This window comes from Amycolatopsis keratiniphila, assembly GCF_000400635.2.
Lineage (GTDB): Bacteria > Actinomycetota > Actinomycetes > Mycobacteriales > Pseudonocardiaceae > Amycolatopsis > Amycolatopsis keratiniphila.
In genome coordinates this window covers 2,142,216-2,156,359 of the sequence record NC_021252.1, presented here as the reverse complement: position 1 = coordinate 2,156,359, position 14,144 = coordinate 2,142,216, and the positions used below count along the sequence as shown (strand labels likewise).

Sequence of the window (14,144 nt, the reverse complement as noted above, 5' to 3'; positions counted from 1 at the left end):
CCGCTCTAGGTGGCGGGCCGTTCTACAGGTTACGTGGGGCTCCCCGGTGCGATCACACCGGGGTGCCCCTAGGTGTTCACTAGCTCTTTTCCGACGCCTTGACCGGCGGACCGGCCGGCCGTGAGGCCGCCCGTCGCGGACGACGGCGGGTGGTGGAACGCACGGCCGGGGCCGGGACGTCCACGTCGGGCTCGGTCTCCTCCTGAACCGAAGAAGGAGCCTCGGAAACCTCTTCCGTCACGACAGCCTCAGGAGTCACCGGCACCTCGGGCGCTTCGGGCTCCGGGCCCGATTCCGCGACGACGGCGATCTCTTCCTCGCGCACGGCCGGAGCCTCGTCGTCCGGAGTCGTCACCGGTTCACCGGCGAGTTCCGTCGCGGGTGCCTCGGCGACCGGCTCGGAGACCGGCTCAGCGGCCGCCTCGGCCGCCTGTTCGACGGTCGCTTCGGCAACGGGCTCCGAAACCGGCTCGGCCGACTGCGGGGCGTGCCCGTTCAGCGCGGCGCCCTCGGCGTTCTCGGTGGCCTCGTGCGGGTGCTCGCCCTTGGCCGCCTTCGTGGCGTTGGCCACGGCCTGGACCGCCGAAACCACCGACTCGCGCTGGGCGGGCGGAGGCGTTTCGGCCTTGGCCGCGGCGGGCTCGTTCTGCCCCTGGTCCTCGCCCTTGCCCCGGCCACGGGACCGGCGGGAGCCCTGCTCCTTGGTGCCGCCGCCACCGCCACCGCCGTGGTTGTGACCGTTGCCGCCGCCACCGGTGCGCTGCGGCTCGGTCGAGACGACCACACCGCGGCCCTTGCAGTGCTCGCATGGCGTCGAGAACGCCTCGAGCAGCCCGGTGCCGATCTTCTTGCGGGTCATCTGCACCAGGCCGAGCGAGGTGACCTCGGCGACCTGGTGACGGGTGCGGTCGCGGCCGAGGCATTCGGTCAGCCGGCGCAGCACGAGCTCACGGTTGGATTCGAGCACCATGTCGATGAAGTCGATGACGATGATGCCGCCGATGTCCCGGAGCCGGAGCTGGCGGACGATCTCCTCCGCCGACTCCAGGTTGTTCCTGGTCACCGTCTCCTCGAGGTTGCCACCCGATCCGGTGAACTTGCCCGTGTTGACGTCGATGACCGTCATCGCTTCGGTGCGGTCGATGACCAGGTACCCGCCCGAGGGCAGCCAGACCTTGCGGTCCAGCGCCTTGGTGATCTGCTCGTCGATGCGGTGGTCGGCGAACGCCGAGCCGGTTCCGGTGTACCGCTTGACGCGATCCGCCAGGTCCGGCGCCACGTGCTGCACGTAGTTGTAGATGGTGTCCCAGGCCTTGTCGCCCTGGATCTCCAGCTTCGCGAAGTCCTCGGTGAACAGGTCGCGGACGACCTTGACCAGCAGGTCCGGCTCTTCGTAGAGCATGACCGGGGCGCTGTTCTTCTTGCCGCCGTTGCCGGCTTCGGCCTTCTCCTTGATGACGTCCCACTGCGCCTTGAGGCGGCGGACGTCCCGGTCCAGCTCCTCCTCGCTGATGCCCTCGGACGCGGTGCGGATGATCACACCGGCGTCCTCGGGGACGATGCGCTTGAGGATGTCCTTCAGACGGCGGCGCTCGTTCTCCGGGAGCTTCCGGGAGATACCGGTGGCGCCGCCCGCGGGCACGTAGACCAGGAAGCGGCCCGGCAGCGAGATCTGCGTGGTCAGCCGGGCGCCCTTGTGCCCGACCGGGTCCTTGGTGACCTGGACCAGCACGGAATCGCCGGTGGAGAGCGCCTGCTCGATCTTGCGGGCCTTGCCCTCGAGACCGGCGGCGTCCCAGTCGACCTCGCCGGCGTAGAGCACGGCGTTGCGGCCGCGGCCGATGTCGATGAAGGCGGCCTCCATCGACGGCAGCACGTTCTGCACTCGGCCGAGGTACACATTGCCGACGATCGAGCCGGTGCCCGACGACGTCACGAAGTGCTCGCACAGGACGCCGTCCTCGAGCACGCCGATCTGGGTGGACTCGCCCTTCTCGGCGACGACCATGGTGCGCTCGACCGACTCGCGGCGGGCGAGGAACTCGGCCTCGGACAGGATCGGCGCACGACGGCGGCCCGCCTCGCGGCCGTCCCGGCGGCGCTGGCGCTTGGCTTCGAGCCGGGTCGAGCCGCGCACGCTGCGGACCTCGTCCCGCGCGGGGCGCTCGGTCTCGGCGGCCTTGGCCTGGCGCACGTGAACGACCGTGTTGGGCGGGTCGTCGCTGGTGGCCTCGGCGGTGTCGTCGTCCCCGCCCTTGCGACGGCGGCGGCGACGGCGGCGCTTGCTGCCGCTGTCCGATTCGCCGTCGTTGTCCGGCTCGGCCTCGGCGGACGCCTCTTCGGCGCTCTCGGCGCCGGCCTCTTCGGTCTCAGCGTCCTTGTCCTTCGCGCGCTGCTGACGACCGCGCGGGGCTTCGGAAGGCTGCTCGTCCTCGTTCTCGGCCTCGGCCGAGCCCTCGTCGCCACCCTTGCCGCGGCCACGGCCACGACGTCCGCGACGACGGCGGCGACGGCCGTTGGCGTCGTCACCGTCCTCGTCGGTGCCCTGGCCTTCGGCCTGCTCGGGCTGCGTCTCGTCCTCGTCGGAAGCGGGCTCCTCGGTCGGCGCGAAGGCGGGCTCCGGCTTGCGGGCGGGCTTCGCCGTGACGGGCTCCGGCGGCAGGAACACCGGCGACGGCGCGGCGAACACCGGGACGTGCACGGCGGCCTTCGCGGGCCTGGTCGTCGGCTGCGGCGGCTCCGGGGTCACCGGGGCGGCCAGCGCGGGCGGAACACGCCGCGAAGGCGCCTCGACCTGCGGAGCGGCGGGCTCCGGCTCGGCCTTGACCTCAGGCTTGGCTTCGGCCTCGACCTCGGGAGCCGCGGGGGCCTCGGCGACCGGCTCCTCGGCGGTTTCGGGCTCGTCTCCACCCGCGAGGGCTTCGGCGAGCTTGAGTGCCACTTCGCGGGTGACGCTGGACTGCGCGCTGCGTACGGTCTCGCCGAGCTCACCGAGCTTGGCCATCAGTTCACGGCTGTTCGATCCGAGCAGCTTCGCCAAGGCGTGCACCCGGATGCGGGGCGGCAGTTCGGCCAGCTGACCTGCGATGGGTGTGGCGGTATTCCCGCCGGTGACGGCGGGTGTGTCCGCGTTCGACATATATCTCCTCCGCCCCCGGGCGCGTCGGCTGGCTCACACCGGCTCGACGCGGCCGCGCAGGGGCCCCTTTCTGTTCGTTCCGCCGTGGTGGTCACCAGCAGCGGGAATCCTTGCCCGGACCGCGACGGCGCCGGGGTTGTCCGGGCGCCGCGTACGGCTGAAGGTCTGCTCGGCGGAGCGCTGGCCACGTTCGCGACATCGGGCCGCCCGCCACGTCGTCGAGCCGCATACAGCGGCGACGCGTGTGGAGGATGTGCAGCACACCACCGGGCCACGAGACCGCGAGCGCCACCTCTCACGTGTGCCCGTCGGCCAGCGGCCACCGCGAGTATCCCACACCCCGGCCCCACTCCGGTGTACTCGGTGCCACAGGGCCTGTTGGCGGAGCTGGACCTCGCCCCCGAAAAGCGACCGAACGTGTGAACCCGGCCCGCTATCGCGGACGCGGGTTCACCTCCGGACAACACAGACCTGGCTCCCGGGCGCGCCGCGGCCACCGGCCGAGCGAACTTCGCGGGAGAGCTTGTCGACCCGGCCGAGGGTGGCTAGCGTGCCGCTCGGGGGTACCGAAGCGTAGGCAGCGGTGCCCTCGTTGTCCGATGTTCTCCGGTGGGAGGTCCGGTGTCCCTGCTGGGGCGGTCCCTGCGAGCGGCCGTATGCGCCTTCGTGGTGCTCTGCGGTTCGGTCGCCGCTGTCGCGACGGCCGAGGCCGAGCCCTCGTGTCATCCCCAGGGACGGGCCCTCCGTTACGTCGTCGCCTTCGACAAGGGCACCTCCGAGGCCGAGGCCAGGGCGGCCGTCGCCGACGGCTGCGGCAACACGACCGTCTACTACCCGCAGATCGCCGTGGCCGTGGCCACCTCGGCCGACCCGGACTTCGCCGGACTGGTCCGGCCCGCCGCCGCGTTCAGCGCGCAGGCCGAACGGCTGGCCGTGCAGCGGGCCAACGGCACGTCACCGGCCAGATCCGCGCCCGCCCGCGCCGAACTCGAACCGACGGATCCGGCGAAGGTGCCCTTCGCCGATCGCACCGGCGAGCAGTGGGACATGCGCGCGATCGGCGCCGACCGGGCCCACTCGATCGAACCGGGCAGCCGTGACGTCGTCGTCGGCGTCCTCGACTCCGGCATCGACCCGACCCACCCCGACCTGGCGAACGCCCTCGATCCGGGCAAGTCCGCGGGCTGCCTGACCGGCGCGCCCGACCGGAACTGGGCCGCGACGACCTCGGTGCACGGCACGCACGTCGCCGGCGTCATCGCCGCCGCCGACGACGGCAAAGGGGTCACCGGGGTGGCGCCCGGCGTGCGGATCGCCTCGGTGAAGGTGATCGACGATCGCGGGTACGCCGACCCCGAAGCCGCCGTCTGCGGGCTGATGTGGGCCGTTTCACAGGGCATGGCGGTGACGAACAGCAGCTACTTCGTCGATCCGTGGTCGCTCTCCTGCGCCCACGCCGACGAGCGGGGCGTGGTGAACGAGGTCATGGCCCGCGCCGTCGAGTACGCGACCTCGGCGGGCACCCTCAACGTCGCGGCGGCGACCAACGAAGCCGCCGAGCTGGTGCCGTCACCGCGCTCGGGTGCCCGGCGCCAGGCCGAAGGCTGTCAGGCGCTGCCCGCCGGTCTGCGGGACGTCGTCGCGGTGTCGTCCGTGAGCGAAGAGCGGGTCAAGGCCGGCTACAGCTCGTACGGGCTCGGCGTGATCGACGTGACCGCTCCGGGTGGCGAGGCCGGGCAGTGCGTGCTTTCGACCGTTCCCGGCGGGTACGCGCCGCTGTGCGGGACGTCGATGGCGGCGCCGCACGTCGCCGGTGTCGCGGCGTTGCTCGCTTCGAAGCATCCCGGCTACAGCGCCCGTCAGCTGCGGCGGACGCTGGACGCCCAGGCCACCCCGATCGCGTGTCCCGCCGACTACGACCTGACCGGTGACGGCTCGCAGGACGCGTACTGCACCGGGTACGCGGGGTTCAACGGCTTCTACGGGCACGGCATGGTCGACGCGCTGGCCGCCGTGGCGCCCCGGCGGACGGGCGCGAACCCGGCCCGATGACCGGTCAGCGCAGCAGGAGCTTGCCGAACCGCTTCGAGGACGCGTAGATCCCGACCGCCGCCAGCGCCACCAGGTACGCCACGTTGCCGGCCATGCCCCACGACAGGACACCTGCCGAGAGCCCGCGCATCAGCTCGATGCCGTGGTACAGCGGGAAGATCTGCACGATCCACTGGATCCCGGCCGGGTACACCGAAAGCGGGTAGAACGTCGTGGAGAACAGAAACAGCGGCATCAGCACGAGGTTGATGTAGTCGAACTGCGACACCGACCGCAGGAAGGTCACCAGCACGATGCCGATGGCCGAGAACGCCATCGCGATCAGCAGTGCCGCCGGGATCATCAGCAGGGCCCACCACGACCCGGGCAGCCCCATCACGGTCATCACGCCGAGGAACGTCGCCGAGTAGATCCCGCCGCGCAGCACCGACCAGCCGACCTCGCCGAGCGCGATGTCCAGCGGCCCGATCGGGGTGGCGAGCATCGCGTCGTACAGCTTGGCGTACTTCAGCTTGAAGAACAGGTTGTACGTCGAGTCGAGGATCGCGCCGTTCATCGCCGACGCCGCGAGCAGGCCGGGGGCGACGAACGCGACGTAACTCATCGCCTGTCCGCCGGGCCCGACGACCTCGCCGACGAGCTTGCCGAAGCCGAGCTGGAAGGCCATCAGGTAGAACAGCGGCTCGAAGACACCGGACACGAACAGCATCCAGGCGTGCGAGTACGTCAGGAAAGTGCGCTCCAGCACCGCCGTCGACCGGCCGCTGTACAGCGCGGACGGCAGGATGCGCAGCAGCACCCCGCGGCGCGGGGCCTCGGTGAGCACCGCCATTTCAGACCACCAGCCGTCGGTAGAAGTACTTGTGCGCCAACGCCCAGCCGACCCCGGCCAGGACGACCAGGAAGGCGAGGTGGCCCAGCGTGGCGAGCGGGCCGACGGTGCCGAGGCTGACCGCCCTGGCGGCCTCGTTGCCGTGCCACAGCGGGGAGATCCAGGCGATCCACATCAGCGGGGCGGGCAGTTCGCTGATCGGGAAGAACGTGCCGGAGAACAAGGTCATCGGGATCAGGATGAACCGGAAGACCAGGCCGAACCGGGTGCCCTCGTCGTAGGTGGTCGCGGCCAGCGCCATCACCGGGGTGCCGCAGGCGATGCCGGTGAGCGTGCCGATCAGGATGACGGCGAGCACGCCGAAACTCGTCCAGGAACCGAAGAGCGCCGCGATGACGGCGTAGATCGTGCCCGCGAGGGTCAGCCGCAGGCTCACCCACATGATCTGGCTGCCGAGCACCTGCCCCGGCGTGATCGGGGTGGCGGTGACGGCGATGTAGTCCTGCTGCCATTTGAACCCCGACAGCACCGGGTAGCTCGACTCCCCCACCGCCAGCTGCGCGGCACCCGCCACGAGCAGTGCCGGGGCGACGTACTCCAGGTACGAGAACCCGCCCGTCGCCGCGCCCGCCTGCACCTGCGAGCCGAAGCCGAGCCCCATCGCGGCCAGGAACAGCACCGGTTGCAGGCCCGTCGAGTACAAAGTGGACACCCAGTAGCGGCGGTACCACATCCAATGGCCCTCGACCCGCAGCCAGGCTCCCGCCCAGCGCGAGACCACGCGGCCCGTCGACGCCTTCGTCTGCGCTGTGGTCATCAGTCCACCAGCGTCCGGCCGGTGAGGCGGAGGAAGACGTCCTCCAGCGAACTGCGGCGGACCAGGCTCGACAGCGGACGCAGCCCGCGCGCGTGCGCCTGCTCGAGGGTGGCCTCACCGGTCATCGTGTAGAGCAGGACGCGGTCCGGCAGCACCTCGACGCGTTCGGCCAGGCCCTCGATCCGCTTCGCGGCCGCCTCCTGCTCGCCGTTCGGGAAGCGCAGCTCCACGACCTCGCGGGTGGAGTACCGGCTGATCAGGTCCGCGGGCGAGCCTTCGGCCGCGATCCGGCCGTTGTCCATCACGACCAGCCTGTCGCAGAGCTGCTCGGCTTCGTCCATGTAGTGCGTGGTGATGATCAGCGTGGTCCCGCCGGCCTTGAGCCGGAACAGCCTGTCCCACAACAGGTGCCGGGCCTGCGGATCCAGCCCCGTGGTCGGCTCGTCGAGCAGGAGCAGCTCCGGGTCGTTGACCAGCGACCGCGCGATGGTCAGCCGCCGCTTCATCCCGCCGGAGAGCGAATCGACCTCCGCGTTCGCCCGGTCGGTGAGCTGGGCGAACTCCATCAGCTCCTCGGCCTTGCTCCGCACGTGCGACCGCGAAAGGCCGAAGTAGCGGCCGTAGATCTGCAGGTTCTGCCGGACGGTGAGCTCGGTGTCGAGGTTGTCCTGCTGCGGCACCACGCCGAGCCGGGCGCGGATCTTCGGCCCCTCGACGTCCGGATCCATACCGAGGACCCGCAGGTCGCCGTCGGTGCGCGGGGAGACGCTCGCGATCATCCGCATGGTGGAGGACTTGCCCGCGCCGTTGGGCCCGAGGAAGCCGAAGGCCTCCCCCGGGCGGACCTCGACGTCGATCCCGCGTACGGCCTCGAAATCGCCGAAACGCTTGACCAACGCCTTCGCCTGCACCATCGCCGGTTCGTGCTCCGAATCACCCACGGTAGGCACCCTAGGACCTGCCACCGACAAAATTCGACCGGTTTATCCGTGCCCTTGTCGGCCGTTGCCCGCTCGTCGATACTCACCGACCATGAGTCTCAAGCCCAAAATCGCCCTGTTGTCCGTTTTTGTCAGCGCCGGGCTCCTGATCGCGCCCGCCGCGCAGGCTGCCGAGACCCGTGCGGCCACTGTGGACCCGCGGCCGTCCACCGCCAAGCTGGCCTTCGAACTGCACAAGCTGGCGGCGCTCAGCCACGGGAAGATCCGCGTGGACAAGATCGGCCGCAGCAACGAGGGCCGTCCGGTGTGGGCGGCCAGGGTCGGCCACGGCAAGACCCGGATCCAGTACGTCACCCAGCAGCATGGCGACGAGCCGCTCGGCACGCCCGCCGCGCTCGGTTTCCTGCGCGAGGTCGGCGTCGGGAACAGCGCGTGGGCGCGGAAGCTGCTGGCGAAGGTGACCGTCGACATCGTCGTGCGGGCCAACCCCGACGGGCACGAGCGCGACTGGCGCTACAACTACGACCCGGACGCCACTCCCGAATACGGTGAGAAGGGCAAGGGGTACGACATCAACCGCTACCACGACCCGGCCGTCGCGCCCAAGGACAACCCGGCCACCGAAGCGGGCCTGATCCAGCGGCGGAACGCGGAGTTCAAGCCGGACATCATGGTCGACTACCACATGCAGGGCCGCTACCAGGACGCGAACGGAAAGGAGATCACCGCTTCGACGATGTGGCCGACGCATCCGGGCGTGAAACCGTCCGATGTGGACTTCGCGAAGCAGATCGCGGTCGTGGTGCAGCGGTCGATCGACGGTAACGGCGGCTACGTCTCGCAGTATCCGGGCGGTTCGTACCAGGGCATCGCGCGCAACGGGTACGGGCTGCTCGGCAACGGCAGCGTGCTGATCGAGCTGAGCCTCATCCCGGAGCGGGAACAGCAGCAGATCCAGGACGCCAAGGCCTCGATGCTCGCGATCGCGCGGGCCGCGGCCGACGGTTCGGTGCGGAACGTGGACCCGGCCGCCGCCGACGCGATCCCGCCGCGCGGTCCGGCGCTGCCGGGCACGGTCGAAGAGGCGCACGAAGCCGCCTGACGCGTGCAATGAAAGGTCCTTTCCTTGCAAATTTTGCAAGGAAAGGACCTTTCATTGCCTCAGCGGACGGTGACCGAGAGGCTCTTCGTCACCCCGTTGACGGTCACCGAGAGGTTCGCCGTCCCCGGCCGCAACGCGGTCAGCACCCCGCTCGCCGGGTCGTACGACGCGACGTCCCACGGCATCGCGGGCAGGAATCCGCCGGCGACGTGCGTACCCCAGCCGCCCTTCCAGTCCGCGCTGACCGGGTACGAAACCGGCACCTGACGCGCTCCCTGCGTCACCACCGCCCGGATGTCCGCCTTCTCCCCGCGCGCCAGCGAAGTGGGCCCGGACAGCGTCAGCGCGTCGACGTTCGGCCACGTCTCGAACCGCACCGGCTGCGCCTTGTCCCCCGGCTCGAACCGGACCATCGTCCAGCCGACGAACCCGCCGTCACCCGGAGCCGCCGCGGGCGACTTCCCGGAATTGCCGTTCACCAGATACGGCACTCCGTCGACCCGCGAAAGGTTGAAAACGCCCGCGTGCGAGGCGATCGCGGCCGCCTGCTTGCCCGATTCGCGTTCGAAGGCGGTCAGCCAGCCGGTCAGCATGGCCGCTTCCTTGCGGTCGGCCAGCTGCGAGTTCCCGGCGGGGCTGGGGTCCTTCACCGGATGGTGCATCGCGACGACCACGCCGCGGATCCGCCGGTCCGCCTTCGCCCCGTCGAGCGCCTCGCGCAACATCCGGATCTGGTCGAACCCGCCCGCGCGCAGCGATCCGCGCGAGGAATCCATCAGTACCAGCCGGATCCCGGCGATGTCGGCGACGCGATGGGTCTCCCCGAACGCCGCCTGGAACTCGGCGAGCCCGTGCCCGCCGTCGGCCTCGTGGTTGCCCGGAACGTAGTACCAGGACGCCTTGCCGACGAGCTCTTCATCGATGACCGACTTCGCCAGCACGAAATCGGCGGCCGTACCGCGGTCGACGAAGTCGCCGTTGATCAGCACGAGATCCGGTTTCGCCGCCACTGCCTCGCGCAGCGCGCGCCGGGCCTGGGCGACCAGCGGGCCGTCCGGCTGGTCGGCGGTGAACTGCGCGTCGCTGACCACGGCGATCCGCAGGCCGCCGGTCGCGGCGCCGTCGGTGATCAGCGCCGGATCACGCGGCGCCGGGTCGGCGGGGACGGCGGCCGCGGGCGCGACCTCGAAGGTGAGGTCGTCGAAGACCAGCCGCCCTTCGTACTGCTGGGCGGGAACGTTCTCGACGGCATAGAACTTCGTCAGCCGCTGCCCGTCGGGGAGCCCGGCGGGGATGGCAGCGCGGACGTAGCGCCAGCCCGTCCAGTCGACGCTCAGCGACAGGTCCACGACGGACGGGACGTTGGCGGCGTCACGGAGTTCCGCTCGCAGCCAAGCGCCCTTCGCGTCGCCGTTGACCCACAGGCCGAGGCGCTGGGTGCCGGACGGCAGCGCGAGCGGGGGCGCCGAGTTGACGTACGCCGCACGCGTGGCGTTGGTCCCGTTCAGCCGGTAGTCCAGGGCGAGACCGCGACCGCCGTCGCGGCCGGGTGCCTCGGAAAGCGCGGCGCCGACGACGGCCGGGAAGACGCTGGCGGTCCAGCCCGCCGGGCCGTCCAGCGTTGCCGCGACACGGGATTCCGTGCCGACGGAGGCCGCCAGATGCGTCACCTTCCCGCCCGCGGTGGCGGTGATCGCCGAAGCGCCCGACGCCTTGAGCGCGGTGACCGCGAACCCGTCACCGGACGGTTCGATCTTCACCACGGAGGGGTCGTAGTCGAGTTTGACGTCGTCGGGCTCGATCCACGTGCCGTAACCGTCGGCGTCGTAGCCGAACACCTTGAACGTGCTCTTGGCGCCTTCACCGGACAATGCGACCTGCTCGGTGCTCGTGCCCAGCCGGACCGGTGAGCCGAGGACGTTCAGCGTGGTCTTGCCCATGACGCCGCCACGTTTCGCCAGGACGTCGACGTTCGCGGGCGCGTCGGGCCGGAGCCGGTCGGCGTGCGCGGTGAACACGCCGTCGGTCACGGTGCCGCGGAAGGGATTCGTGCTGAGCCACTGGACGTGGGCGTCGACGGCGGCGCCGGTCTCGTCGTGACCACCGGCGACGAGCTTCCGCGTCAGCCCGGAGAGCACACGGGTCGCGTCGGCGGTGTCCTGCGCGGGGGCGGGCGCGAATCCGGTCAGCCGCCCGCTTCCCGGCACGGTGGCGACGCCGATCCCGTTGGGCACCAGGCGTTCCCCGCCGTCCGACGGCGAATTGCGCACCAGCGGCGACTTCTCGCCCTCCTCGCGGGCGAGCATCGTCGAGGAGCCGCCGCCGTCGAGGTTGAGGGCGTCGTCCGCGCCGAGCGACTTCATGTGCCGGGCGAGTTCGAGCTCGGTCATGCCGCGGCTGTCCGCCTGGCGGCCGTCGACCGTGGCCAGCCACATCTTCGTGCCGTCGGTGGAGAACCCGACCGCGGTCCGCGGGTGCATGGCGACGTTGTCGACCGGCTGGACCACGCCTTCACGCAGCAGGACCTTGTTGCCGCCGACCGAGACGGACAGCTTGCCCGCGTCACTCTTCGGCGCGTACGCGATGCCCACCTTGTCGCCGGGCGTCAAGCCGGACAACGAGTCCACGCCGCCGTCACGGGCGAGCAGGATCGTCGCTCCCGCGACGATCGGGCCGTCGGCGGGCTGCGGCCGCACCTGCGTGACGACGCCGTCGGAAACCTCGACCTCGACGACGCGCTGCGCGCCCGCGACCGAGGTCCGCCGCGAGGACGCGCCCCACAACGGCGTGTAGACACCGATCGCGTCGCCGCTCAGCACGGGGCTGTTGAAGTTCGAGGCGGGCACGACCTTGCCGTCGGGCAGGGTCACCGACGCTTCGAGGAACACCTCCGCGAGCCGTGCCTTGCCTTCTTCGGTGATCGACGCGGTCAGGTTGTGGCCGCGCGCGGGTGCCGTCTGGAGTTTCCCGGCGTCGACGCCGACACCGATCGGCGCGCCGGAAGCGTTGATATCGAAGAAATCCCCGTTGACCCCGGCGACCGCGCCGGCCCTGGCGACCTGCTGCGAAAGCGGCGTCCGCGCGGAAACCGTGCCGGGGCTGAGGTACGTCGGCTTGAGCGTCTTGCTGGTGAGATCGACGGCGAGGGTGTCGCCGCGGATCCAGCCCGCCGGGTCGTAGCGGTCGAACTCGGTGAGGCTCAGCCCCGGCGCCACGCGGGAAGTCGCGCTGGTGGTGACGAGCCCGTCGTCGGGCGCGGCCACGGCGTACGCGGACGGGCCCTCCTTCGCCGAAGAGGCCGCTGGGGCGGCTTCGACGGGCGCCGGGCCGAGCGGAGCGGCCAAGGGATCGGCGTGCGCCGGTGCGGCGACGAACAATCCGGGCAGCAGGGCAGCGAGCAGCAATAGGCGTGAATTTCTCACGAATTACCCCACGATCGAGTGATAGGCAGCATCGCTCAGCACAGCGGACGCGAGCCGCCAGGAGAAGACCCCGAGGTGAACGTGAACCGAACGGCGTAGGGCGCGAAGGTCAGGGCGTGACCGGCCCGGCGAGCAAGGTCTTCGCGGCCGCGGCGTCACCGGTGATTTCGAGCCCCGCCCCGTCGAGCTCGATCCGTTGCCACAGCAGCAAGTCCAGCGCTTCCGCGGTCCCCGCGACGACGGCGCCCGCCGCTTCGGCGGGGTCTGCCTGCCGCGAGCCGGGGACGTCGGTTTCACCCGGCGGTGTGATCAACCAGGCGTGTCCGGTGTCGGATGTCTTCAGCAGCAACGGAACGGTGACCACGGGCGGGGTGTGCCAGCGCTTCACCTTCGGCAGCATGCCGAGGAGGACCTCGTCCACGCCGTCGGCGGCGAGGTTCGGGTCCAGGGTGTATCCGGTCCCTGCCGCGCGGTGTGCGTCGAGCAGGTGCACCGCGGTCTCGTGGACCTGGCGGCGGAACCAGAAGGCTTTGGTCTTGGCGGCCGCGGTGAAGTTCCAGGCGCCGTCTTCCGGGGAGGACTCGCGCAGCGCCCCGATGAGGTCTTCGGCGCTTTCGCGGTACCAGGCGGCGAGGTCCGCACCGGGTTCGTCCTCGAAGCTCTGCGGGGCGAGCTCACCGGTACGCACGATCCCGGCCGCCCAGCGGTGGACGTTGCCGAGGTGGACGACCAGGTCACGCAGGCGCCAATCGCCACAGCACGGCACGGGCGCGGCGTGGTCCCCGGTGCTCGCCACCCGCGCGAAACCGGTGGTGAGCTCCCGCAGGCGCTCCAGGTACTCGTCCGGTGTCATCGCGGCTCCCCCGGGTTCGTGGACGGCGCGGCTTCCCCACGCCGTCCACGAGTGTGTCAGACCTCGGGGAACCAGAGCTTGAGCTCGCGCTCGGCCGACTCCGGGGAGTCCGAACCGTGCACCAGGTTGTACTGGGTCTCCAGCGCGAAGTCGCCGCGCAGGGTGCCGGGGGTGGCCTTCTCGACCGGGTCGGTGCCGCCGGCGAGCTGACGGAAGGCGGCGATGGCGCGCGGGCCCTCGACGGCGATCGCGACCAGCGGGCCCGAGGTGATGAACTCGAGGAGGTCGCCGAAGAACGGGCGCTCCTTGTGCTCGGCGTAGTGCTCCTCGGCGACCGAGCGCTCGACGGTGCGCAGTTCGAGGGCGGCGAGCTTCAGGCCCTTGCGCTCGATGCGAGCGATGACCTCGCCGACGAGGCCGCGCGCGACGCCATCGGGCTTGACGAGGACCAGCGTGCGTTCAGTCACGGCGGTATTTCTCCTTGGGTGGGATTCGTGCTATTCGCCCGGAGCCTACTGGGTGCTTCGCGGCTCACTTCACGTCGGACCAGGGAATGGCCTCGATGCGCTCGAGGTGCTCCTCGCCCCACTCCCCGAGCGCGGCCATCGCGGTGTTGAGGGAATCCCCGAACTCCGTCAGCGAATACTCCACCTTCGGCGGAACCTGGTGATACACCTCGCGATGCAGCAGCCCCGCGGTCTCCATCTCGCGCAACTGCAGGATCAGCACCCGCTCGCTGATGCCGGGCACCGCGCGCCGCAGCTCCCCGAAACGCAGCGGCCCGTCTTGGAGTGCGAACAGGATGAGCCCTTTCCATTTGCCGCCCACGACGGCTATCGCGGCGTCGAGGCCGCAGGTGAACGTGCGGTTCTTGGTCATCGATCACTTACCTTTTTGTCGGTACCCGGCAAAATAGTAGGTACTTGATCGAATGTACGCGACCGCCCAGCATGGAGTCATCCCGAAGATTTCCTTTGACTGGAGCG

10 protein-coding genes are annotated in these 14,144 nt (G+C 70.7%); 2 read left to right on the top strand and 8 right to left on the bottom strand.

Annotation, left to right across the window (positions count from 1 at the left end):
- Window positions 1–79: 79 nt before the first annotated feature.
- Window positions 80–3,139 (bottom strand): translation initiation factor IF-2 N-terminal domain-containing protein, encoded by a 3,060-nt coding sequence (locus tag AORI_RS51000; protein ID WP_016332387.1) that lies wholly within the window; start codon window positions 3,137–3,139, stop codon window positions 80–82.
- 621 nt (window positions 3,140–3,760) lie between these two features.
- Here AORI_RS51000 and AORI_RS50995 point away from each other — a divergent pair.
- Window positions 3,761–5,191: a S8 family peptidase gene (locus AORI_RS50995; protein WP_016332385.1), complete on the top strand. Its 1,431-nt coding sequence runs from the start codon at window positions 3,761–3,763 to the stop codon at window positions 5,189–5,191.
- A gap of 4 nt (window positions 5,192–5,195) precedes the next feature.
- Here AORI_RS50995 and AORI_RS50990 read toward each other — a convergent pair whose 3' ends face one another.
- From AORI_RS50990 to AORI_RS50980, 3 genes are read right to left on the bottom strand one after another with little or no spacing between them, the layout of a single operon-like run.
- Window positions 5,196–6,023: an ABC transporter permease gene (locus tag AORI_RS50990; protein ID WP_016332384.1), complete on the bottom strand. Its 828-nt coding sequence runs from the start codon at window positions 6,021–6,023 to the stop codon at window positions 5,196–5,198.
- A 1-nt stretch (window position 6,024) separates the two neighbouring features.
- Complete coding sequence (locus AORI_RS50985) at window positions 6,025–6,840, bottom strand: ABC transporter permease (protein WP_016332383.1); 816 nt, start codon at window positions 6,838–6,840, stop codon at window positions 6,025–6,027.
- Window positions 6,840–7,754 (bottom strand): ABC transporter ATP-binding protein, encoded by a 915-nt coding sequence (locus tag AORI_RS50980; protein ID WP_046199923.1) that lies wholly within the window; start codon window positions 7,752–7,754, stop codon window positions 6,840–6,842. Before AORI_RS50980 ends, AORI_RS50985 begins: the two co-directional genes overlap by 1 nt.
- A gap of 145 nt (window positions 7,755–7,899) precedes the next feature.
- Between AORI_RS50980 and AORI_RS50975 the strand changes: the two genes are divergently transcribed.
- The gene (locus AORI_RS50975) at window positions 7,900–8,883 is read left to right on the top strand and encodes a M14 family zinc carboxypeptidase (RefSeq protein ID WP_228688333.1); all 984 of its coding nucleotides are present in this window, start codon (window positions 7,900–7,902) and stop codon (window positions 8,881–8,883) included.
- A gap of 59 nt (window positions 8,884–8,942) precedes the next feature.
- On the opposite strand, the gene AORI_RS50970 is transcribed toward AORI_RS50975, so the two are convergent.
- From AORI_RS50970 to AORI_RS50955, 4 genes are all read right to left on the bottom strand, one after another.
- Window positions 8,943–12,287 (bottom strand): phosphodiester glycosidase family protein, encoded by a 3,345-nt coding sequence (locus tag AORI_RS50970; RefSeq protein WP_016332380.1) that lies wholly within the window; start codon window positions 12,285–12,287, stop codon window positions 8,943–8,945.
- Between the two features lie 127 nt (window positions 12,288–12,414).
- Complete coding sequence (locus AORI_RS50965; protein WP_016332379.1) at window positions 12,415–13,158, bottom strand: maleylpyruvate isomerase family mycothiol-dependent enzyme; 744 nt, start codon at window positions 13,156–13,158, stop codon at window positions 12,415–12,417.
- A 56-nt stretch (window positions 13,159–13,214) separates the two neighbouring features.
- Window positions 13,215–13,625, bottom strand: coding sequence for a nucleoside-diphosphate kinase (gene ndk / locus AORI_RS50960; protein ID WP_005158515.1), 411 nt, complete (start codon window positions 13,623–13,625; stop codon window positions 13,215–13,217).
- Window positions 13,626–13,689: 64 nt separating this feature from the next.
- On the bottom strand, window positions 13,690–14,037 hold the full coding sequence (locus AORI_RS50955; RefSeq protein WP_016332378.1) for a winged helix-turn-helix transcriptional regulator: 348 nt from the start codon (window positions 14,035–14,037) through the stop codon (window positions 13,690–13,692).
- Window positions 14,038–14,144: the final 107 nt, after the last annotated feature.